The sequence below is a fragment of the Xanthomonas sp. DAR 35659 genome (assembly GCF_041242975.1).
Classification (GTDB): Bacteria; Pseudomonadota; Gammaproteobacteria; order Xanthomonadales; family Xanthomonadaceae; genus Xanthomonas_A; species Xanthomonas_A medicagonis.
On sequence record NZ_CP162488.1, the window covers coordinates 375,738 to 397,159 of the forward strand.

At 70.0% G+C, this 21,422-nt stretch carries 21 protein-coding genes; 12 read left to right on the plus strand and 9 right to left on the minus strand.

What is annotated here, in order from left to right; translation table 11 throughout:
* Window positions 1-43 precede the first annotated feature (43 nt).
* Both AB3X07_RS01650 and AB3X07_RS01655 read right to left on the minus strand, forming a co-directional pair.
* Window positions 44-973, minus strand: a complete 930-nt coding sequence (locus tag AB3X07_RS01650) for an SDR family oxidoreductase (RefSeq protein WP_369942169.1) — start codon at window positions 971-973, stop codon at window positions 44-46.
* The gene (locus tag AB3X07_RS01655; protein ID WP_369942171.1) at window positions 970-2,019 is read right to left on the minus strand and encodes an MBL fold metallo-hydrolase; all 1,050 of its coding nucleotides are present in this window, start codon (window positions 2,017-2,019) and stop codon (window positions 970-972) included. Before AB3X07_RS01655 ends, AB3X07_RS01650 begins: the two co-directional genes overlap by 4 nt.
* Before the next feature lie 107 nt (window positions 2,020-2,126).
* Here AB3X07_RS01655 and AB3X07_RS01660 point away from each other — a divergent pair, with 107 nt between their 5' ends.
* The gene (locus tag AB3X07_RS01660) at window positions 2,127-2,759 is read left to right on the plus strand and encodes a TetR/AcrR family transcriptional regulator (RefSeq protein WP_369942173.1); all 633 of its coding nucleotides are present in this window, start codon (window positions 2,127-2,129) and stop codon (window positions 2,757-2,759) included.
* Window positions 2,760-2,822: 63 nt separating this feature from the next.
* Here AB3X07_RS01660 and AB3X07_RS01665 read toward each other — a convergent pair whose 3' ends face one another.
* Window positions 2,823-3,173: a VOC family protein gene (locus AB3X07_RS01665; RefSeq protein ID WP_369942175.1), complete on the minus strand. Its 351-nt coding sequence runs from the start codon at window positions 3,171-3,173 to the stop codon at window positions 2,823-2,825.
* A 148-nt stretch (window positions 3,174-3,321) separates the two neighbouring features.
* Between AB3X07_RS01665 and AB3X07_RS01670 the strand changes: the two genes are divergently transcribed.
* Window positions 3,322-3,726 carry a PaaI family thioesterase gene (locus AB3X07_RS01670; RefSeq protein WP_369942177.1) on the plus strand — a complete coding sequence of 135 codons (405 nt, stop codon included), beginning with the start codon at window positions 3,322-3,324 and terminating at the stop codon, window positions 3,724-3,726.
* Window positions 3,727-3,818: 92 nt separating this feature from the next.
* Here AB3X07_RS01670 and AB3X07_RS01675 read toward each other — a convergent pair whose 3' ends face one another.
* From AB3X07_RS01675 to AB3X07_RS01685, 3 genes are all read right to left on the minus strand, one after another.
* Window positions 3,819-4,121, minus strand: a complete 303-nt coding sequence (locus AB3X07_RS01675) for a TfoX/Sxy family protein (protein ID WP_369944620.1) — start codon at window positions 4,119-4,121, stop codon at window positions 3,819-3,821.
* Window positions 4,122-4,418: 297 nt separating this feature from the next.
* Window positions 4,419-5,141, minus strand: a complete 723-nt coding sequence (locus AB3X07_RS01680) for a helix-turn-helix domain-containing protein (RefSeq protein WP_369942178.1) — start codon at window positions 5,139-5,141, stop codon at window positions 4,419-4,421.
* A gap of 76 nt (window positions 5,142-5,217) precedes the next feature.
* Complete coding sequence (locus tag AB3X07_RS01685; RefSeq protein WP_369942180.1) at window positions 5,218-6,186, minus strand: LysR family transcriptional regulator; 969 nt, start codon at window positions 6,184-6,186, stop codon at window positions 5,218-5,220.
* A 108-nt stretch (window positions 6,187-6,294) separates the two neighbouring features.
* On the opposite strand from AB3X07_RS01685, the gene aceB reads away from it, so the two are divergent.
* The 4 genes from aceB (at window position 6,295) to AB3X07_RS01705 (ending at window position 13,359) form a co-directional block, all read left to right on the plus strand.
* Complete coding sequence (aceB, locus tag AB3X07_RS01690) at window positions 6,295-7,938, plus strand: malate synthase A (protein WP_369942182.1); 1,644 nt, start codon at window positions 6,295-6,297, stop codon at window positions 7,936-7,938.
* A 115-nt stretch (window positions 7,939-8,053) separates the two neighbouring features.
* Window positions 8,054-9,349, plus strand: a complete 1,296-nt coding sequence (gene aceA / locus AB3X07_RS01695; RefSeq protein WP_369942184.1) for an isocitrate lyase — start codon at window positions 8,054-8,056, stop codon at window positions 9,347-9,349.
* A 304-nt stretch (window positions 9,350-9,653) separates the two neighbouring features.
* Window positions 9,654-10,700, plus strand: a complete 1,047-nt coding sequence (locus AB3X07_RS01700) for a sensor domain-containing diguanylate cyclase (protein WP_369942186.1) — start codon at window positions 9,654-9,656, stop codon at window positions 10,698-10,700.
* A gap of 22 nt (window positions 10,701-10,722) precedes the next feature.
* A complete protein-coding gene (locus AB3X07_RS01705; RefSeq protein ID WP_369942188.1) occupies window positions 10,723-13,359 on the plus strand; it encodes a putative peptide modification system cyclase in 2,637 nt (878 codons plus the stop codon).
* Here the strand turns inward: AB3X07_RS01705 and AB3X07_RS01710 are convergent.
* Window positions 13,302-13,643 (minus strand): NHLP-related RiPP peptide, encoded by a 342-nt coding sequence (locus AB3X07_RS01710; protein ID WP_369942190.1) that lies wholly within the window; start codon window positions 13,641-13,643, stop codon window positions 13,302-13,304. The two genes, AB3X07_RS01705 and AB3X07_RS01710, sit on opposite strands and share 58 nt — an antisense overlap.
* Before the next feature lie 106 nt (window positions 13,644-13,749).
* Here AB3X07_RS01710 and AB3X07_RS01715 point away from each other — a divergent pair, with 106 nt between their 5' ends.
* Window positions 13,750-14,928, plus strand: a complete 1,179-nt coding sequence (locus AB3X07_RS01715) for a putative peptide maturation dehydrogenase (protein WP_369942192.1) — start codon at window positions 13,750-13,752, stop codon at window positions 14,926-14,928.
* A 512-nt stretch (window positions 14,929-15,440) separates the two neighbouring features.
* Here the strand turns inward: AB3X07_RS01715 and AB3X07_RS01720 are convergent.
* Complete coding sequence (locus tag AB3X07_RS01720; protein WP_369942194.1) at window positions 15,441-15,938, minus strand: cupin; 498 nt, start codon at window positions 15,936-15,938, stop codon at window positions 15,441-15,443.
* A gap of 392 nt (window positions 15,939-16,330) precedes the next feature.
* Between AB3X07_RS01720 and AB3X07_RS01725 the strand changes: the two genes are divergently transcribed.
* The 3 genes from AB3X07_RS01725 (at window position 16,331) to AB3X07_RS01735 (ending at window position 19,102) form a co-directional block, all read left to right on the plus strand.
* The gene (locus tag AB3X07_RS01725) at window positions 16,331-16,750 is read left to right on the plus strand and encodes a hypothetical protein (RefSeq protein WP_369942196.1); all 420 of its coding nucleotides are present in this window, start codon (window positions 16,331-16,333) and stop codon (window positions 16,748-16,750) included.
* A 370-nt stretch (window positions 16,751-17,120) separates the two neighbouring features.
* Window positions 17,121-18,212, plus strand: a complete 1,092-nt coding sequence (locus tag AB3X07_RS01730; RefSeq protein WP_369942198.1) for a DUF3182 family protein — start codon at window positions 17,121-17,123, stop codon at window positions 18,210-18,212.
* A gap of 2 nt (window positions 18,213-18,214) precedes the next feature.
* Window positions 18,215-19,102: an alpha/beta hydrolase family protein gene (locus AB3X07_RS01735; protein ID WP_369942199.1), complete on the plus strand. Its 888-nt coding sequence runs from the start codon at window positions 18,215-18,217 to the stop codon at window positions 19,100-19,102.
* A gap of 100 nt (window positions 19,103-19,202) precedes the next feature.
* Here AB3X07_RS01735 and AB3X07_RS01740 read toward each other — a convergent pair whose 3' ends face one another.
* A complete protein-coding gene (locus AB3X07_RS01740; RefSeq protein ID WP_369942201.1) occupies window positions 19,203-19,520 on the minus strand; it encodes a hypothetical protein in 318 nt (105 codons plus the stop codon).
* A gap of 522 nt (window positions 19,521-20,042) precedes the next feature.
* Here AB3X07_RS01740 and AB3X07_RS01745 point away from each other — a divergent pair.
* Window positions 20,043-20,486 carry an Rrf2 family transcriptional regulator gene (locus tag AB3X07_RS01745; protein WP_369942203.1) on the plus strand — a complete coding sequence of 148 codons (444 nt, stop codon included), beginning with the start codon at window positions 20,043-20,045 and terminating at the stop codon, window positions 20,484-20,486.
* Entirely contained in the window at window positions 20,476-21,408 is a 933-nt protein-coding gene (locus AB3X07_RS01750) for an NAD(P)/FAD-dependent oxidoreductase (protein WP_369942204.1), read from the plus strand. Before AB3X07_RS01745 ends, AB3X07_RS01750 begins: the two co-directional genes overlap by 11 nt.
* Window positions 21,409-21,422: the final 14 nt, after the last annotated feature.

Consider the following 21,422-nt stretch of genomic DNA (forward strand, 5'->3'; position numbering starts at 1 on the left):
CCGGCGCCGGATCGCCCCGTCGCCAGGGCGCGCGTCGCCGTGGTCAGAACGCGACCCCGGCGAGCGTGCACGACACCTCCCACAGCCGCGCGGCCACCTGCGGATCGCGCGCCCGCCGGCCGATCCTGGCCGGCGCCGGGTCGCCTTTCAGCTCGAACAGGCCGTCCGGCCCGTAGTACCCGCCGCCCTCGGCCTGCGGCGCGGTCGCGGCGTAGAGCGTGGGCAATGCCCCGGCGGCGGCGGAATGGCTGATCCACGGGGCCAGTAGCCGGGTCGCCACGCCGGCCGCGCTGCGGCGCCCGGCGCCGTCCGGGCCGTTGGCGATCAGCGCGGTCTGCGCGATGCCGGGATGCGCGGCGGGCGCGCGGATGCCCCAGCCCTGTGCGTCGCTGCGCCGCTGCAGTTCCAGCGCGAACATCAGCATCGCCAGCTTGGACTGGGCGTAGGCCTGCCAGGGCCGATACGGGCGCTCGCTCTGCAGGTCGTCGAAGTTGATGCGGCCGGTGTGGTGCGCCAGGCTCGACAGGTTCACCACCCGCGCGCCCGGCGCGGCGCGCAGCAGCGGCAGCAGCCGCGCGGTCAATGCGAAGTGGCCGAGGTAGTTGCTGCCGAACTGCAGCTCCAGGCCGTCGGCGGTGGTCTGCCGTTGCGGCGGCGCCATCACCCCGGCGTTGTTGATCAGCAGGTCCAGCCGCGGGGAGCGCGCCGCGATCCGCTGCGCGAAGGCGGCCACCGAGGCCAACTGCGCCAGGTCCAGGGCTTCCACGCGCACGTCGGCCGCCGGATGCGCGGCCAGCACCGCCTGCCGCGCGGTCTCGCCCTTGGCCGGGTTGCGTGCGGCCAGCACCACGCTGGCGCCCGCGCCGGCCAGCGCCAGCGCGGTTTCGTAGCCCAGCCCGCCCGGGCTGGCGCCGGTGACGATCGCCAGCTTCGCGCGCTGCGGCGGCAGCTCGGCCAGGGTCCAGCGGCTCATGGCGCCACGTCCTGCGCCGGTGCGCGCCACCAGCGCTCGTCGTTCGCCGGCTGCGCCATGTCCACCCGCTCGCCCATGCGCGGCGTCGCCAGCGGCACGCCGGCGGTCGCGGCCAGCGCGACGATGCGCTCGAACGGTTCGTGCCAGGTGTGCAAAGCGAGATCGAAGGTGCCGTTGTGGATCGGCAGCAGCGTGCGCCCGCGCACGTCCAGGTGCGCCTGCAGGCTCTGCTCCGGCTGCATGTGCACGTGCGGCCATTGCACGTCGTAGGCGCCGGTTTCCATCAGGGTCAGGTCGAACGGCCCCAGGCGCCGGCCGATCGCCTTGAAGCCGTCGAAGTAGCCGCTGTCGCCGCTGAAGAAGATCTTCAGCGCGCGCTCCTGGATCGCCCACGAGCACCACAGCGAGCGGCCGCTGTCGAACAATCCGCGTCCGGAAAAGTGCTGCGACGGTGTCGCGGTCAGCGTCACCCCGTCCACCGTGGTCGATTGCCACCAGTCCAGTTGCCGCACCTTGGCCGGGTCCACGCCCCAGCGCAGCAGCAGGTCGCCCACGCCCAGCGGCGTCACGAACACGCCGACGCGATCGGCCAGGCGCACGATGGTGGCGCGGTCCAGGTGGTCGTAGTGGTTGTGCGAGAGGATCACCCCGGCGATCGGCGGCAGCGCGTCCAGCGCGATCGGCGGCGCGTGGAAGCGCCTCGGGCCGGCAAAGGCGAACGGCGAGGCGCGCTCGGAGAAGACCGGGTCGGTCAGCCAGAAGCCGCCGCGCAGCTTCATCAGCACCGTGGAGTGGCCGAGCCGGAACAGGCTCTGCTCCGGTGCGGACAGCAACTGCGCGCGGGTCAGCGGCAGCACCGGCAGCGGCGCCGACGGCACCGTATTTGCCGGCTTGTCGAACAGGAATTGCCACATCAGGCGCAGCGTCGGGAAGAAGCCCAATGACGCGGTCGCGGTGGAGACCGCATTGCGGAAGCGGCCTCGGTGGTATTGCGGCGAGTCGGCGTAGGACGGCGGGCGGCACGGTTGGCAGGCGGAAGCGAGCACGGCGGGGCTCCATCGGGGGAAGGGCATCCGGCGGACACCGGAAGAATTACACTGCACAGTGTAGTTTCCTTTTCTGGAAAGTAAACCGCCCGGTGTAAAATGCCCGCATGCCCAGTTCATCCGCCCCCGCGCCGCGCCCGGCGCGCCTGACCGAGCGCAAGCGCCAGGCCATCCTGGAGGCGGCGATCGCCGAGTTCCGCAGCCAGGGCTTCGACGCCACCAGCATGGACCGCATCGCCGCCAGCGCCGGCGTGTCCAAGCGCACCGTCTACAACCACTTCCCGAGCAAGGACGCCTTGTTCGCCGAGATCCTGCAGCGGCTGTGGCAGCGCAGCGCGGACATGCTCAGCGTGCCGTATCGGCCGGATCGACCGCTGCGCGACCAGTTGCTGCAGTTGCTGCAGCAGAAACTGCGGCTGCTCGACGACCCCGACTTCATCGACCTCTCGCGCGTGGCGATCGCGCGCGGCGTGCACTCGCCCGAGCGCGCCCGCGAACTGATCGCGCAACTGGGCAGCAAGGAAGAGGGCGCCACGCTGTGGATCCGCGCGGCGCTGGACGATGGCCGCCTGCAGCCGCTGGACCCGGCGTTCGCGGCGCAGCAGCTGGAGGCGCTGGTCAAGGGCTTCGCGTTCTGGCCGCAGATCGCGATGGGCCAGCTGCCGCTGAGCGCCGCGCAGCAGGCGCAGGTGGCGGAGTCGGCGGTGGAGATGTTCCTGCAGCGCTACGCGCGCGGCTGAGCGCTACGCGCGCGCGGCGATGCCGGTGCGCAGCCGCGCGGGGCGTCCGCCGCCAGGCGCGGGTCAGACTTCCGACCACACCGCCAGTTCGTAGCCGTCGGGATCGGCGAAATGGAAACGGCGCCCGCCGGGGAAGGCGAACAGCGGCCGCACGATGCGGCCGCCGGCCGCCTCGATGCGCGCCTGGGTGTCGGCCAGGTCGTTGGAGTACAGCACCACCAGCGCGCCGCCGGGCTGCGCGGTGCCGTGGAAGAAGCCGCCGCTGAGGCGGCCGTCGCGGAACTCGCAGTAGTCCGGTCCGTAGTCCTGGAAGCTCCAGTCGAAGGCCTGGCCGTAGAAGGCCTTGGCCGCGGCGATCGAGGCGACGGCGAATTCCAGATAGTCGATGCGGTGCTGTTGCTCGGCGCGGGACATGGGCGGCTCCTGGGGAAGAGCCGACAGTATCCATCGCGCGGATGGCGCCGGCTTGGCGAAAACGGCCATTGCGTCGCCGCGCGACATGCCCGGGCGATCCCGGCGATGATGGATGTGCGGCGGTGTCGCGCAACGAGGGAGCAATGGCATGGACATCCAGGCACTGGCGCGTCGGATCTTCGATGCACAAGCCTTCAGTCGCCTGCTTGGCGCGCGGCTGGGCGCGATCAGCGAGGGACAGGTCGAGATCGTGATCGACATGCGCGACGAACTGCGCCAGCAGCACGGCTTCGCGCATGGCGGCGTGCTGAGCTACCTCGCCGACAATGCGCTGACGTTCGCCGGCGGGCTGGCGCTGGAAGGCGATGCGCTGACCGCCGAGTTCAAGATCAACTACCTGCGTCCGGCACGCGGCACCCGGCTCATCGCCCGCGCGCAGACGCTCGGGCAGGGCAAGCGCCAGGCGGTGTGCCGCTGCGATATCGTCTCGGTCGAGGAAGACAGCGAACGTCTGTGCGCAGTGGCGCAGGGCACCATCGTCGCCGCACCCTGAACCGTGTCACGTTGCCGATCCTTGCGCGCGCCTGCGCCGTGCCAGGCTGCGCGGGCGCTGATCGCGCTGCGTGCGAACGCACCGCGCCGGATTCATTTCGGCAGCAGCGTCTGGACGAACGCGATGGCCTCGCGCAGCAGGCGCGCGGCGAGCGCGTCATCGGCGAAGGTTTCCGGAGCCACGCGAATCCGGCCGGCCATCGCCCGGCTGCGCGAGCGCATCGGCTCGATCCCGGGCAGTGCCAACGCCCACGCGTCGTTGCCTTTGCCGAGCCGCACCAGCACGCCATCCTCGCGCGCGCCGCACAGCAGATGGCCGTGCAGCAGCCAGACCCAGCCACCGAACATCGGCTTCTCGGTCAGATCCGGCCGCGCGCCAAGCGCGTCGCGCAGCATGTGTTCCAAGCCTGCATCTCTGGCCATGTGGCACTCGGGTCATCGTGTCTGGCGGCACGGTAGCAGGCTGGGAATTCGGGATTCGGGATTGGGGAGTCGTAAAAGAGGGGAGCCGTGGCGGAGAGGCTTTTGCTCTTGCGAATCCCTAATCCCCAATCTGCGGCCCGTGGCGCCCGTTTCGAAGCAATTTCAGAGGCACGTGCCTGTAGGAGCGGCTTCAGCCGCGACGCGTTCCCGATAGCGCCCGTCGCGGCTGAAGCCGCTCTACAGCGTGCTTTTCGTCGTTCGCGGACCCTGTCAGCGCGCGTGCCGCCGCACCAACTCGCGCGGGCTGAGGCCGGTCAGCTGGCGGCTGTCGCGGACCAGATGCGGGGCGTCGCCGTAGCCGGCGTGCAGGGCGGCGGCGGTCAGCGTGGGATGGTCGGTGGCCAGGCGCAGGAAGCGTTGCAGGCGCAGGATGCGCTGGAGGGTCTTGGCGCCGTAGCCGAACGCGTCCTGGCAGCGGCGTCGCAGCGCGCGCTCGCTGATGCCCAGGTCGCGCAGCAGGTCGGCCAGGCGTGGCGCATCGTCGCCAGCCAGTCGCGCGAAGACCCAGGCCATCGCCGCGTCGGTGGCGAGCGGACGGCTGGCGCACAGCGCATGCAGCACCGCCAGCGGCTCGGCGCCGTCCTCCAGGCGCGCCTGCCAGTCGCGGCCGCGGCCATCCCACAGCGCCTCCAGCGCGATGCGTTGGTCGGCGATGGCGTGCAGCGGCACGCCCAGCAGGCCCGTGCCCGCACCAGCGGCCAGGCGCACGCCTGTCAACACGCTGCCCGGCGCCAGCGTCGCGTCGCTAGCGCGGCGGTCGGGCCCGGCGACGAACAGCGCGCGCCCGTCCCAGATCAGGTCCACGCAGCCGTCGGGCAGCACCTGTGTCGGCGACGGATCGGCATCGCCCTGGCGGAAGCGCCAGCTGCAGCGCAGGCGGTCGCGCAGTGCCGGCGGTGCGTCGAGTTCGGCGTAGCGGGAGGGCAGGGACACGTGCGGTCGAGATACGGCGGGCGGCCGGTGAAGGTAGCAGAAGGTGCCGCTGCCTTCGCCGATGGCGCCGCCGTGGTCAGCGCTCCGACGGCCCGCTCTCGTCGTAGCCGCGCGGGGTGAACAGGTCCGGCTGGATCAGTTCGATGAAGGCGCGCGCCTGTGCCGACAGGTACTTGCCCTTGCGCACCACCACGCCGTAGCTGCGGGTGGGGAAGTAGTCGCCCAGCGAACGCGTGGCCAGCTTGGCGCGGTCGGCGTCGGTGACGCAGATCGAGCTGACGATGGAGATGCCCATGCCCATCGCCACGTACTGCTTGATGACCTCCCAGCCGCCGACTTCCAGCGCCACCGTGTACGGCACGCGCGCCTGCTGGAACACCAGGTCGACCAGGCGGTAGGTCACCTGGCGCTTGGGCGGCAGGATCAGCGGATACGGCGACAGGTCGTCCAGGGTCAGCTTGGACTTGCTCGCCAGCGGATGGTCGCGCGGGGCGATCAGCAATTGCTCGAAGCGGTACACCGGCGCGTAGCTGAGGTCGGCCGGCACGTCCAGCATCGAACCCACCGCCAGGTCCACCGCATCCTCGCGCAGCAGGTCGGTGCCGTCGGCGCTGATCGCGTTGTGCAGGGTCAGGCGCACCTCGGGATGGCGGGCGCGGAAGTTCTCCACGATTTTCGGCAGCAGGTACAGGATGGTGGAACTGTTGGCGGCGATGTTCAGCTCGCCCGCGTCCAGTCCGCGCGCCTTCTCGCGGAAATCGGCCTCCAGCCGGTCCAGGCTCTCCACCAGCGGCTGCGCCATCTCGTACAGCAGCTGGCCTTCGCGGCTGGGGATCAGGCGCCGCCCGCTGCGCTCCAGCAGCACCACGCCCAGTTCGCGCTCCAGTGCCTGCAACTGCAGGGTCACCGCCGGCTGGCTGACGAACAGCGCCTCGGCGGCCCGTGAGACCGAGCCCAGGCGCACCGTCTGGCAGAACGCGCGCAGCGGCTTGAGCCGGTCGGATTTGTAAGGAAATCGAGGGGTTGCGGCGTCGCGCATAGGCATGGCGTGACAACTATAAGGCAAGCTTATTTAATGCATTGACAAAACTGCATTGTCAAATAGTTGCTGCGGAAGCACGGTAGGGGCCCGGAAATACCGAGGAACCCCACCATGTCCGCCGCCGCCTTCGCCACCACTCCCGCCGCCCCCGAGCGGCCCACCCCGGGCATCACCCTGACCGCCGCCCTGGCCGGCCAGGACGCCCTGCTGCCGCCGGCGGCGCTGGCCCTGCTGGTGTCGCTGCACCGCGCGATCGAGCCGGAGCGCCAGGCGCGGCTGGCGGCGCGGCGCGAGCGCCAGGCCTATTTCGACGGCGGCGGCCTGCCGGACTTCCGCGCCGACACCCAGGCGATCCGCGATGGCGACTGGCGCGTGGCGCCGCTGCCGGCCGCGCTGCAGGACCGCCGCGTCGAGATCACCGGCCCGACCGATCCGAAGATGGTCATCAATGCGCTGAACTCCGGCGCCAAGGTGTACATGGCCGACTTCGAGGACTCGACCGCGCCGACCTGGCGCAACCTGGTCGCCGGGCAGCGCGCGCTGGCCGAGGCGGTGGCCGGCACCCTGACCTTCACCGCGCCGCCGGCGCGCGACGGCAGCCCGGGCAAGCGCTACGCGCTCAAGCCCTTTGATGAGCAGGCGGTGCTGATCGTGCGCCCGCGCGGCTGGCACCTGGACGAGAAGCACGTGCTGGTCGATGGCCAGCCGCTGGCCGGCGGCCTGTTCGACGCGGCGCTGTTCGCCTTCCACAACGGCCGCGCGCTGCAGGCCAAGGACCGCGGCCCGTACCTGTACCTGCCCAAGCTGCAGTCGATGGAGGAGGCCGCGCTGTGGGAGGCCGCGCTGTCGCACATCGAGGCGATGCTGGGCCTGCCGCAGGGCCAGATCAAGGTCACCGTGCTGATCGAGACGCTGCCGGCGGTGTTCGAGATGGACGAGATCCTGCATGCGCTGCGCGAGCGCATCGTCGGCCTGAACTGCGGGCGCTGGGACTACATCTTTTCCTACCTGAAGACCTTCCGCCGGCATCCGGACCGGGTGCTTCCCGAGCGCGGCCAGGTGACCATGACCCAGCCGTTCCTGAAGGCGTATTCGGAACTGCTGATCCGCACCTGCCATCGCCGCGGCGCGCATGCGATGGGCGGCATGGCCGCGCAGATCCCGATCGGCCACGACGAGGCGGCCAACGAGCAGGCGATGGCGCGGGTGCGGGCGGACAAGCTGCGCGAAGTCAGCGCCGGCCACGACGGCACCTGGGTGGCGCACCCGGCGCTGATCCCGATCGCCCGCGCCATCTTCGACGAGCACATGCGCACGCCGAACCAGCACGCGGTGCGGCGCGAGGACGTGCAGGCCGACCGCGACACCCTGATCGCGCCGTCCGCCGGCACCATCACCCGCGCCGGCTTCGAGGGCAACATCGAAGTGTGCGTGCGCTACCTGGCGGCGTGGCTGGACGGCAACGGCTGCGTGCCGATCCACCACCTGATGGAGGACGCCGCCACCGCCGAGATCAGCCGCAGCCAGTTGTGGCAGTGGCTGCACGTGGGCGGCCTGCACCTGGACGACGGCACCGCGATCGACTTCGCGCTGTTCGACACCTGCATGCGCCAGTTGCCCGCGCGCCTGGGCGAGCGAGCGCTGCTGCCCGGCGGCAATCGCCTCGACGATGCGATCGCGTTGCTGGACCGGCTGACCCGCAGCGACGAACTGGCCGAATTCCTGACCTTGCCTGCCTACCAGATGATCGACTGAAGCCGGGATTGGGGAGTCGTGAGAGCGGCTTGCCTGCGCCCGACGATTTCCAGGCTTTCTTTCGACACGACGTTCCACCGTTTCATCGCTGCATCCATTCCGAGGAGAACGCAAGATGAGCACCACGTTGCAGACCGCCGAACAACTCCAGCACGTCTGGGACACCGATCCGCGCTGGGCCGGGATCGCCCGCAACTACACCGCCGCCGACGTGGTGCGCCTGCGCGGCACGGTGCACGTGGAGCATTCGCTGGCCCGGCTCGGTGCCGAGAAGCTGTGGAGGTACCTGCACGAGAAGGACTTCGTCAACGCGCTGGGCGCGCTGACCGGCAACCAGGCGATGCAGCAGGTCAAGGCCGGGCTCAACGCCATCTACCTGTCCGGCTGGCAGGTGGCCGCCGACGCCAACCTGGCCGGGCAGATGTACCCGGACCAGTCGCTGTACCCGGCCGACTCGGTGCCGGCGGTGGTCAAGCGCATCAACAACACCCTGCTGCGCGCCGACCAGCTGCACCACGCCGAAGGCAAGGACGAGATCGATTTCCTGCAGCCGATCGTGGCCGACGCCGAGGCAGGCTTCGGCGGGGTGCTCAACGCCTTCGAGCTGATGAAGGCGATGATCGAGGCCGGCGCGGCCGGCGTGCATTTCGAGGATCAGTTGGCCTCGGTGAAGAAGTGCGGGCACATGGGTGGCAAGGTGCTGGTGCCGACCCGCGAGGCGATCGAGAAGCTCAACGCCGCGCGCCTGGCCGCCGACGTGATGGGCGTGCCGACCCTGCTGGTGGCGCGCACCGATGCCGAGGCCGCCGACCTGGTGACCAGCGACATCGACCCCAACGATCGCCCGTTCACCACCGGCGAGCGCACCGTCGAAGGCTTCTTCCGCACCAACAAGGGCCTGGACCAGGCGATCAGCCGCGGCCTGGCCTACGCGCCCTACGCCGACCTGATCTGGTGCGAGACCGGCAAGCCGGACCTGGAGTTCGCGCGCAAGTTCGCCGAGGCGATCCACGCCAAGTTCCCCGGCAAGCTGCTGGCCTACAACTGCTCGCCCAGCTTCAACTGGAAGAAGAACCTGGACGACGCCACCATCGCCAAGTTCCAGCGCGAGATCGCCAGCTACGGCTACAAGTTCCAGTTCATCACCCTGGCCGGCTTCCACGCGCTGAACTACTCGATGTTCAACCTGGCGCACGGGTATGCGCGCCGGCAGATGAGCGCCTTCGTCGAACTGCAGGAGGCCGAGTTCGCCGCCGCCGACCGTGGCTTCACCGCGGTCAAGCATCAGCGCGAGGTCGGCACCGGCTACTTCGATGCGGTGACCCAGGCGATCCAGCAGGGCCAGTCCTCCACCACCGCCTTGAAGGGGTCGACGGAGGAGGAACAGTTCCACGGCGAAAAGGCCGCCTGACCTGCAGCCAGGCCGCCGTTGTCGCCGTCCCCGAGGGAGGGGAGAGCCCGGGTTCGCCCGGGCTTTTTTTTGTCCGTGCGCGAGGCATGCGCGACGGCCGAGGTGGCGGCCGCGCAAGGCGCGCTTGTCTACCAAGTGCGACAACACGGCGACGCGTCGGGGAGACGGGCCGCCGACCGCGCAATTCCCACCGATATGCGTTCTCCGGAATACGCGAGACCGGCTGTGATGCACCGCGAATGTGGCGCCCGGATGCTATGCTTTCTTCACGATGGCGTACGCGCCAGGAGCCACTGGGGGCCGGATGAGCCGCGACAGCGCCGCATCCAACATACGCGAGAAAATTCCGACGGTCGGTCCAGGCGCTCCCAAACCCAGCGAACTGGCGGTGCTGACTGCGGCGGAGTTGCGCCTGTTTTCCGAGTTCGGCCGCGCGCGCAGCGTGCGCGCCGGCGACGTGCTGTTCCGTCGCGGCGATGGCGGCAGCGCCATGTTCGTGATCAGTAGCGGTGTGATCGATCTGGATTTTGGCGAGGACCTGGTGGTCAAGCATCTCGGGCATGGGGAGTTCTTCGGCGAACTGGGCTTGTTGATCGGCAACCACATGCGCAGCGCCGATGCGATCGCCGCCAGCGACGGCGTGCTGGTCGAACTGGACCACGACGATTTCCAGCGCCTGGTGGAGCGCGACCCGGGCCTGGTCGCCTACTTCCTGCGCCGGACCATCATGCGCGTGGTGATGAACGAGCAGACCCTGATCCGCCAGTTGCGCCGCCGCAACCACGATCTGGAAGCGGCGCTGGACAACCTCTACGCCACCACCCACCAGCTCACCCAGACCGAAGAGCTGGTGCGCACCGACGAGCTGACCGGCCTGCACAATCGCCGCGGCCTGATCCTGCGCCTGCAGGAATGCCGGCGCGACGGCCGTTCGCCGGGGCCGGGCCTGCTGCTGATCGACTGCGATCGCTTCAAGCACATCAACGACGAGCACGGCCATCTGGTCGGCGATCGCGTGCTGCAGAACGTCGCCAACATCCTGCGCTCGGTCGCCGGCCAGGACGACATCGCCTGCCGCCTTGGCGGCGACGAGTTCTGCCTGCTGGTGGCGACCGGCAACGTGGAAGACCTGCGCCGAATCGGCGAGTTCGTGATCGCCACCGTGCAGAACCTGCTGGGCGTGCCGCATCCGCTGCCGCACATCTGCCCGGTCAGCATCGGCATCAGCCGGGTCGATCCGCAGACGGACTGGAACGACTGGTACGCCAATGCCGACGCCGCGCTGTACGAGGCCAAGCGCCTCGGCGGCAACCGTCTCTACTGGCACGACCTCGCCTCCCCACCCGACTGACGCGCGCCACCGCGAGCCGCCCATGAACGACGCCCACTCCCCGCAACCCGAGGTCCCGCAGCTGCGCACCCTGCTGCTGACCGACCTGTGCGATTCGATGGCGCTGGTGGAGCGGCTCGGCGACGCCAACGCCGCCGAGCTGTTCAAGCGGCACGACGCGCTGGTGCTGGAACTGCAGCAGCGCTGGCGCGGGCGCCTGATCGACCGGTCCGACGGCCTGCTGCTGCTGTTCGAGCGCCCGATCGACGGCCTCGGCTTCGCCCTGGACTACAGCCGCGGCCTGCGCGAACTGGGCGCGCAGCGCAAGCTCGACCTGAAGGTGCGCGCCGGCCTGCACGTGGGCGAGGTGCTGACCTGGCGCAACAGCGATGCCGCGGTGCAGGTGGGGGCCAAGCCGCTGGAAGTGGAGGGCCTGGCCAAGCCGACCGCGGCGCGGCTGATGACCCTGGCCCGGCCCGGGCAGATCCTGCTGTCGGCGGTGGCCGAGTCGCTGACCCACCGCGCCGCGCGCGAACTGGGCGAGCGCGGCGAGCGCCTGTTGTGGAAATCGCATGGCCGCTGGCGCTTCAAGGGCGTGCCGACCGCGCAGGAGATCTACGAGGTCGGCGAAATCGGCCACACCCCGCTGCGCGCGCCGAAAGCGACGCCGAAGGCATGGCGCGACATTCCGCTGTGGCGGCGGCCGGCGGCGCTGCTGGCCGAGGCGATGCTGACCTTGGTGGTGGTGGTGGCGCTGCTGTTCTTCGGCCGTTCGGAACCGGCAATCGCGTTCGCCGAGCGCGACTGGATCGTGGTCGGCGATCTGCGCAACCTCACCGGCAATGCGACCCTCGATGCCTCGCTCGACCAGGCGTTCCGGATCAGCCTGGAGCAATCGCGCTACGTCAATCTGCTCAGCGACCTCAAGGTGCGCGACACCCTGGGCCGGATGCAGCGCAGCCCGGACAGCAAGATCGACCGCGCGCTCGCCTCGGAGATCGCGCTGCGCGACGGCGCGCGCGCGGTGATCCTGCCGACCGTCGCCGAAGTGGGCGGACGCATCCGCGTCACCGTGGAAGTGGTCGACCCCGCCACGCAGGCCACGGTGTATACCGAGACGCAAACCGGCCGCGGCCTGGAGTCGGTGCTGGCGTCGGTCGATGGGGTCAGCGGCCAGCTGCGGCGCCAACTCGGCGAAGCCATCCAGTCGGTCGAACAGGCGTCCAAGCCGTTGCCGCAAGTGACGACATCCAATCTTGATGCGTTGCGCGCATACGCACTGGGCCTCGAGGCCACGGGCAGCGCCAACTGGAAGCAGGCCGAACAGAATTTCCGTGTGGCGATCAACCTCGATCCGCAGTTCGCCTTGGCCTATGTCGGCATCGCCCGCGTGCTGATGGCGACGTCCGATCGCGCCGCGGCGTTGCCGTATTTGCAGAAGGCGCTGGCGTACAAGGCGCGCCTGCCGGCGCGCGACCAGCTCTATCTCGACGCCTATTCGGCGGAACTCGGCGACAGCCCCGCCGCATTGGGTGGGTGGCAGCAACTGGTGCGTCTGTATCCCGACAGCTTCTCCGGCCATGGCAATGCGTTCTGGCATCTGTTCCAGGCCAATCGGTTCGCCGACGCATTGCCGCACGCCATCGCCGCCGATACCGCGCAGGATCCGTACCGGTCGGTCGCCATCGACGACATCGGCCGCATCTACCTTGTCCAGGGAAAGCTGGAGCAAGCCAAGGCGCAGTTCACCCAGATCGCGCTGCAGGACAAAAGCGGGCCGGGCCGGCGCCTGGCCAACGTGCTGGCGCTGCAGGGCGATTACGCAGGCGCCGAGGCGCGACTCCGCGCCATTCCCAAGAGCGGCTATGCCGACGACGACATGGTGCCGCGCCTGGACCTGGTCGCGCTCATGGTGGACCAGGGCAAATGGACCGAGGTCGCCACCGAGCTCGACGCCGCGATCAAGGCCAGCGGCCCGGCCAACGAGTTCACCCAGGCCCAGTTCGGCTTCGTGCAGTTGTCGGTGCAGGCGCTGACCGAACCTTCCGGCACGGTGCTGCCGCGACTGCGGCAATGGCAGAACGCGCAACTGCAAAGGCAGGCGCGTGCGCTTCCTGGCGAGCCGTATGCCAGCGATCGTGCAGGGCTCATTCTCGCCGCCGCCTATCTGGCACAGCGCCTTGGCGACGACGCGTTGTCCGCGCGCGCGCTGCAGGTGGTCGGCCCGTGGGTGGACGGTGCGTCGGTCCCGACACTGGGCAAGCTGGCGCGCATCGTCCAGGCGGGGCAGCACCGCCTGCGCGGCGAGCATGCGCAGGCGTTGGCTCTGCTGGCTCCACGCGATGACGATTTGCTGCAGACACGGGTCGCGCTGTATCACGCCTTGCAGGACGCGGGCGAGCATCGCCAGGCGCTGGCGCAGGCGGACTGGATCGGCCAGCACCGCGGCCTGGCCTATGGCGAGGCCTCGCTGTCGCAGTCGTTGCAGGCCTTGAATGTCGCCGATACGCGGATGGCCGATCGCTGGGCCGCGCAAGCCCTGTCGGATCTGGACAGGGCTGCGGATGCGCGGCGGCGACTCGATGTGCTGTTCGCCGCCTGGCCGAGCGCCGCGATGCCGGCTTACTTGAGAGAAACGGTCGAGGCGACCTTGCCGGCTTCGAAGCAGAAGACGACGTGATGGTTGCCGTCCACCGTCAGGTGGCTAACCAGTTCCTTGCGCGCCTTGGCGATTTCTTCCTTCGACGCCAGCTCCTGCGAGGTCATGCAGTAGAACGGGGCGCCCGGCTTGGGCGGCGCCGGATCCGCGGCCAGTGCCTGGTCGGCCGGCGTGTAGCCGAGGCTGGCAAGGGCGGCGACCGGATTTTCCTGGAAGCTGGCGCGGAACGCGTCGTCGGTGCTCAGCAACTCCAGCAGGCGGTCGGCGATGTCGGCGGGCAACGGATCGTGGCGCGGGGTAGTCATGGTGATGTCATCTCTCAGTAAGGTGATGGACGGACGGTGCGGTGCGTGACTCGCATCCACACACTCTATCGGCATAATCGCCTATCAATTGAGCCGGTCTTCCTGCATGCGCGTCCGCCGTTGCTTCCATCTATTCCTCGAACCGCGCGAGGTCAGCCGCTTCGACATGGCATCGCTGCTCGCCGGCGGCAGTGGTCTGGTGCGCGAACGCCAATGGGTGGCCCTGGCGCCGCATCTGGACCACGAGGTGGAAGTGGATGCGCCGGAGCGCGAACTGCTGGGCTTGCTCAGCGCCGGCGACTGGACCGACGCGCAGGCCTTGCCGCCGGATTGCGCCGCCGCGTGCGCGCGTTTGCTCCGGATCGGCCTGCTGCTATGCGATGCCGACGCGGCGCAGCCGGATTTCGCCGAACGCGATGCCGCCATGCGCGCGGCGTATTGGTGGGGTCCGGCGGCGTTGATGCACCGGCTCGGCCGCTGGCAAGGCAGCGACAGCGTCGTGGCGATGGAGGCCAATGGGTTGACCACGGTTGCCGGTCTGTACGAGAAGCTCGGCGCGCCGCCGGCGGAAGTGGGGGAGCGTTGCGCGCCTGCCGCGCGCCTGCCGCTGCCGCGCGAGCAGGAAGACGACTTCGATGCGTTACTGGCGCGGCGCGCCACCTGCCGCAATTTCGACACCGCGCGGCCGCTGCCGCTGGCCGCGTTCGCGCAGCTGATACAGCGTGTCTTTTCGGCGCGCGCCAGGGTGGTCGCCGATGGCGTGGCCGCCTTCCTGAAGAAGAACGCTCCCTCCGGTGGCGGGCTGCATGCCACCGAGGCCTACCTGATCGTGCAACGTGTCCAGGGCCTGGCCCCCGGCCTGTATCACTACCATCCAGTCGATCACGCCTTGGAGCCGCTACCGGCGCCGGACATCGCATTGGACGCGTTGGCGCGGACCGCGGTGGCCGGCCAGTACTGGTTCGCCGACGCGCCGGTGTTGGTGGTGATGGCGCCGCGCTATGCGCGCATGTACTGGAAGTACCGCCACCATCCCAAGGCGTACCGTGCCTTGCTGCTGGACGTCGGGCATCTGTCGCAGTTGCTGTACCTATGCGCGACACAGGCGCAGTGGGGCGCGTTCGTGACCTCCGCGATCAACGAGGTGGATATCGAACAGGCATTCGGTATGGACCCCCTGCGCGAAGGGCCGCTGGTGGTCTGCGGCTTCGGCTGGCGAGCGCCGGCCCTGGCCACCGCCGAGTTCGATCCGGCGGGTACGGTCTGGCAAGCCAGCGGCGCATGAGTGCAGGCTAGGCAGCCAGGGACAGGGGCGAGGAATCAGGGACGACCGCGCCGTCGCGTCGGTCTCCCTGTGCTCCCTGCGACGCTCGAACTCGCGCATCGGCGGTGGTGTGGCACCAGCGGGTTTCATCTGGCTGCGCTGTGGCGGTGAGCAACTTCATTCCGTCGGCGGATGCGCCTGTGGCAGGCGCGTCGTGATGTTCGCGTAGCGCCTGACGCGGCGCATCGGCGCATCGGCAGGCGGTGGTCCGGCGATTTGCCGCACGCGTCCATGCGCTGGTCCAGGTCGTTGGGCATCGCGTCGGTACGTTTCTCCATGGCGTCGGCACCGCCGGCCGGCGCGGCGACCAACGCGTCTCGGGTGAGCATGTTGGTCATCTCCTCCGGCGGTGGCCCTGGGATCCGCGTCGAACGCCTTGCCGAACGCTTGCTGCTGCCAGCGGCCCTTTCAAGCGATTGCTCCAGGGATGCCGGGAGGACGGCAGCGTGGTGCCGCAAGCGTGTTCCTGGGGATTACGCAGGCCTCTTCCAGTAGTCGAGCAACGGACCATGCGCGCCGGCGACCGGGTCGCTGGCCGGGAATGGCACCCGTGCGATGCGCTCCAGCATCCCGGCGCTGGGCGCTTGCCGGCAGATGTCCCAGTCCTGCCCGGCGGGATAGGCGCCGACGACCAGGAAGTCGCTGCTGGACCTGAGGCAGCAGTGGCCGGAGCCGGCCGGCAGCAGGAGGGCGTCGCCGGTCGCCAGCTCCGCTTCGGGGCCGTCAGGGCCGCCGAGGACCAGACGCGCGGTGCCGCGGGCGACGCCCAGGACTTCGTGCGCGGTGGAATGGTAGTGATGGTAATCGTAGACACCGTCGCGCCACTGCGGCGGCCAGCCATGCTCGGCGAAGCGGCGCTCGAAGGCCTCGGCGTCGCCGGCGCGCTCCACCGCGCGATACAGCAGGACCGGCAGGAACGGATGGTTGGGGACCCAGTCGTGTGGCGGCAACAGCCAGGGGTGCACGTGCATCCGGGACTCCTCGCGGCAGGACGGCATGGAATGACGGCCGGCGGGCGGGCGCCGTTGCGGATCATGCCGTTATGCTGCGTGGGCATGGCGTCATTGCATCGCGCACAGCATGCCGGCGCGCTCGGCCGCGCACCGCACGGAACGCGCTGGGGCGATGCCACGGCGTGACCCGGGGCTGGCCGCGGCGGCGAAGTGCGTCCGCGGCCAGCCCCGGGTCACACCGGCCGCGGTGAGCCCTGGTTCCGCACGTCCATGGCGGGCCGCGCCTGGCAGATAGCGGAACCGAGCCACGGCGGGCGCCGTCCGTCGCGCGGCAGGCCGCGGCTCACACATCGCTCACCATTTGCGCGCAGAATGTGACCATTGGATTGCGCGACGTGGAGCGCCGGCGAATGAACGACTTACGCATCGACCATGTCGACGATGCCCTGTCCGCATTGGACCAAGTCGATCCGCAGCGCAAGGCGGCGCTGTGGCAATGGGCGTATCTGGAGTTGCTGCACGAGACGCTGAGCGCCATGCATCAGCTTTCGCATCGGATCGGCATCGCCGAACTGGTCGCCGATGCCTGGCTGGCGCCGGTGGACGTCATCGCGCTGGAACAGCCGCTCCTGGACCGCGCGATGCTGGCCGATCCGCGCGTGCAGGTGTTCGCCCTGGCGCTGGCCGACGCCTCCTCGCGCCAGGTGCGTGCGCAGCTGTGGCGCAGCGGCTATGCCAGTGCGGTGCAGGCCACGCGGCAGGGGATGCAGTCGCTGGCCGGCAAGCACCGCATCGACGCGCAGGCGCTGGCGCCGTCCTTGCCTGCGTAACGTAGCGTCCGAAGCAAACAACGCCCTGGCTGGGCGTGCCCGCGTCGTTGCTCCACGCCACCGCTGCGCTGCGCGCCGCATACTGACGCGCCCGGCACGCGGCGTTCACCCGTTTCCAACGCCGTCGCGGAGAGCCTGGGACGCATGGCCGCCCCCTCCCGCCATTCCGCCTCGCCATCGCGCCCGCCACCCCGGTCCAGCGCGCCTCCGGTCGGCACCTCGGAAGCCGCGGCCTGGTGGTCGCAGTTGCGTGCCAGCGTGCCGCGTGGGTGGCGCGTGGCGGCGGCGTTGCTCGTCCTGGCGATGGGTGGGCTGCTGTACTGGTCCATCCATGCTTGACCTCCTGTCGGCCTCGAATGGAGCCCCCCGCATGGCGCCGTTCGCCGCACACGCGCATGTTCGCCGCTGCAACGTCCGCGCGCATCCGCCGGACGGGCACGAGGCGGCGACGCATGCCTGGATCGCCGCCGAAGTGGCGCGGCTGATGCGCCTGCCGCTGCACGACCCGGGCAGGGCGGGCAGCGCCTTCTACATCCCCGACGACACGCTCACCGCGGCGCAGGCGCAGCACCTCGGCATAGGCTCTGCCGCAGACCTGCTCGGTGGCGTGGTTCCGCACGCGTTCGTCGCGACCAAGGCGATCAGCCATCCGCTGGTCGCCGACGACGCGGCCGCGCCAGCGGGATGGCAGCACACGCTGGGCACGGCGCTGGCCGAAGCGACGTTGCCCGGCTACACCGCGTTTTCGGCGGCCGACGCGTTGGTGGCCTATGCGCGCTTGTGCGGCGACGGCCAAGTGCGCCTGAAACTGCCCAGCGGCATCGGCGGACACGGGCAGTTGCTGCTGCGCGATGCCCAGGCGCTCGAGGCCGCCGTGGCCGCGGTGCCGGCGGCGGAACTGGCGCAACAGGGCGTGGTACTGGAGCGTCACCTGGACCGCTCCACCACCTTCAGCGTCGGCGAAGTGGACTGCGCCGGCATGACCATCGCCTATTACGGCACACAATCGAGCACCGACGACGGCCGCGGCGGCGAAGCCTACGGCGGCTCGCAGCTGTTCGTGATGCGCGGCACCCTGGAGGCGCTGCTCGCGCGCACGCTGCCGCCATCGCAGCGCGAGGCGATCGCCAAGGCATGTCACTACGACCGCTGCGTCGCTCAGGCCTATCCCGGCTTCTACGCGTCGCGCCGCAACTACGACGTGATCGAGGGCCTGGCCGAGGACGGCACGCGTCTGTGCGGCGTGCTCGAACAGTCCTGGCGAATCGGCGGGGCTACGCCGGCGGAGCTGGCCGCGGTGGACGCGTTCCAGCGCGAGCCGGCGCTGCAAGCGGTGGTCGCGGCCAGCGTCGAGCGCTACGGCGCGCTGGCGTTGCCCGCCGAGTGCGAGGTCTACTATCTCGGCGAGGATCCGCGCGTGGGCCGGCTGACCAAGTACCGCTACGCGCACGCGGACGACTGACGATGGAAACCACACTCTCCAGCATCGACATCGCGGTGGACGGCGCCGCCTTGAGCGGCACCCTGCTGACCCCGACCAACGGCCTGCCCGGCGTGCTGTTCGTGCATGGCTGGGGCGGCAACCAGCACCACAACCTGGTGCGTGCGCGCGAAGCGGTGGGCCTGGGCTGCGTCTGCCTGACCTTCGACCTGCGCGGCCACGAAGGCCTGGCCTCGATGCGCGGAACGGTCACCCGCGCGCAGAATCTGGACGACATCAAGGCCGCCTACGACCGCCTGGCGGCGTCGCCGCAGGTGGACCCGGAATCGATCGCGGTGGTGGGCTTGAGCTACGGCGGCTATCTTGCCACGCTGCTGACCCTGGAGCGGCCGGTGGAGTGGCTGGCGCTGCGGTCGCCGGCGCTTTACAAGGACGCGCACTGGGACGGCCCGAAGGTGGCACTGAACCGGGATCCGGAGCTGATGGCGTACCGGCGCAGCGTGGTGGCGCCGGCCGACAACGTCGCGCTGGCCGCATGCCAACGCTTCCGCGGCGACGTGCTGCTGGTCGAGGCCGAGCAGGACGTGATCGTGCCGGGGCAGGTGCTGAAGAACTATGCCGCGGCGTTCTCCAATGCGCGCTCGCTGACGTCGCGAACGATCCAGGGCGCCGACCACGCGCTGACCCGGAAGGAACACCAGGCCGAATACACCCGCTACCTGATCGACTGGCTCACCGAGATGGTGGTCGGGCGCCGCGTGGCGCTGGCCAAGAACGTGGTCGAACGTCGCAAGCAAAGCCTCAAGCATGTGCAGGGCGAGGCGGCGACCTCGCCCGGACAGGGCTCCAGGGAGTTCCAGGGCGACCTGCAAGCCAAGGAGCGCACGTCCGAGGCGACGCCGTCGCGCTGAGACTGGGCGTCACGTCGGCGCATCGGCCGACGCGACGCCGCGGCAGCGGCGCGGCGCGCGGTGGTCGCCGCGCAGGTGCAGGTGCGGTTCGCCGCCCCGCTCAATGATGGTCGACGGAGTGCTCCAGATGATGCCAGGCATGGCGCACCAGCCAGCGCGCTTCGTCCCATGGCACCGACAGCGATGGCGCGAGTTGGTGATAGGACTCCTGCAGCACCCGGTACAGCTGTGCCTCGTTGGCGCGCGGATAGGCCAGATAGACCTCGTAGCCCATCTTCAGCAGCAGCGCGTAATCGGAAAAATCGCGGTGGCCGAGACGGCCGTTGGCATGGGCATGCTGCCAGTAGGCCATTTCGGCATCCAGGTTCACGGCCGAACGGGTGCGGGCAGGACGAGCGAGCGCGGAAACGGTCTGCATGGGTAGGACTCCTCGCGAGGCCACCCCCTGTCGGGCCGATCCTAGCGGATAGTTCCGCGTGGTTTGCGTCGACGCCAGCACAATTACGTGCATCGCATGCCGGTCGCCTCGCGGGGCGGAGGCGTCGCGGCGGGTGCGTCTCCGCCGCGTTGCGAACGCGCCGTGCGCGTGCGTGGAACGCAGCGCGTGCATCTCAAGCGGTGTGCGACGCATCTGTACGCTCCCGGCCGCCATGCGCCGACCTCCAGCCGCGCCGCGTGCGCGCTGCGATTGCGCTTGGAGCCGGCGGCTCGACACGGCCCTGCTCCAACCAACATTCATGGCGCTGCCGCGCAGGGCTACGCGAACCACGACAACCGTTCGTAGCAGCTGCGCCCGCGGTAAGCGGGCGCCTCTCCGCATCGTGCGCGCAGAGGGCGCGACGCACGGGTGTCGGTTCATTCGCGGGTCTTCGGTAGGGAAGCGACCGCATCCGGCAGCCGCCACTGGACAATTTCCAATCAATGTAACTATCATGATTACATGAAACGAAACACGCAGCTTTCCGACGTGCTGCACCTGCTGGTGCACATGGCGCAGCACGCCGAGCCGATGACGTCCGAACAGATGGCGGCCTGTCTGCAGAGCCACCCGGTCGTGGTGCGCCGCCTGTTGGCGCGGTTGCGCCAGGCGGGTCTGGTCGACTCCAGCCGTGGCCATGGCGGCGGCTGGCAACTGGCGCGCGCGCCCGACGCGATCAGCCTCTACGACGTCTACCTCGCGCTGGGCGAGCCGTTGCTGCTCGGGCACGGCGTACGCGGCCCGCATCCGGATTGCGCGATCGAACGCGCGGTCAACGACGCGCTGGACGACGGCTATCGCCAGGCGCAGGCGGCCCTGGCCGCGCAACTGCAGGCGTTGACCCTGCGCAAGCTCGGCCAGCGCGTGCAACGCGCCCGCAAGGAGGAGACGTCCCATGCAGCATGACGCCGTGGTCGTCGGTGGCAGCTTCGCCGGCCTGTCGGCCGCCCTGATGCTGGCGCGCGGGCATCGCCAGGTGCTGGTGGTCGACGCCGGCCTGCCGCGCAATCGCGACGCCGCGCATTCGCATGGCTTGATCGCACTCGACGGCATGCCCGGCAGCGACGTGCTCGCGCAGGCCAGGGCGCAGCTGCTGGCCTATCCCACCGTCGCATGGTGGGACGGCCAGGTCGAGGATGCGACGCCGCTGCCGGGCGGCTGGGAGGTGGCCCTGGCCGACGGCCGCCGCGCCAGCGCGCGCGGCCTGGTGCTGGCCACCGGCGTCGCCGACGACCTGCCGGACCTGCCGGGCGTGGCCGAGCGTTGGGGCCGCACGGTCATGCACTGCCCCTACTGCCACGGTTACGAACTGGGCCGGCAGGCGCGCATCGGCGTGCTCGGCAACGGCACCGTCCTGTCGGCGGAACAGGCCCTGCTGCTGGCCGACTGGGGGCAGGTCACGCTGTTCGCGCAAGGCATGGCGCTGGACGATGCCGAACTGCTGGCCAGGCTGGACAGGAGAGGCGTGCGGTTGGAAACGCGGCGCGCGGTCGCGCTGGAGGGCGAGGGCACGGCGATCGACGGCATGCGCCTGGACGATGGCGCGCGCGTGGCGATCGAGGCGCTGTTCCTGGGTGTGCCGATGCGCATGGCCAGCCCGTTGGCCGAACGCCTGGGCTGCCGGTTCGATGCAGGCCCGCTCAGCCCGTTCCTGAAAGTGGACGAGAGGAAGCAGACCAGCGTGCCCCGCGTCTACGCGGCCGGCGACGCGGCGCGCATGTTCGGCAACGCGACCCTGGCCTCGGCCGACGGCGTGCTCGCCGGGATCGGCCTGCATCACGCGCTGATCGCCGAAGACAGCCAGCCGGCGTCCGTCATCGCGGCATGAAAAAGGCCGTCCGC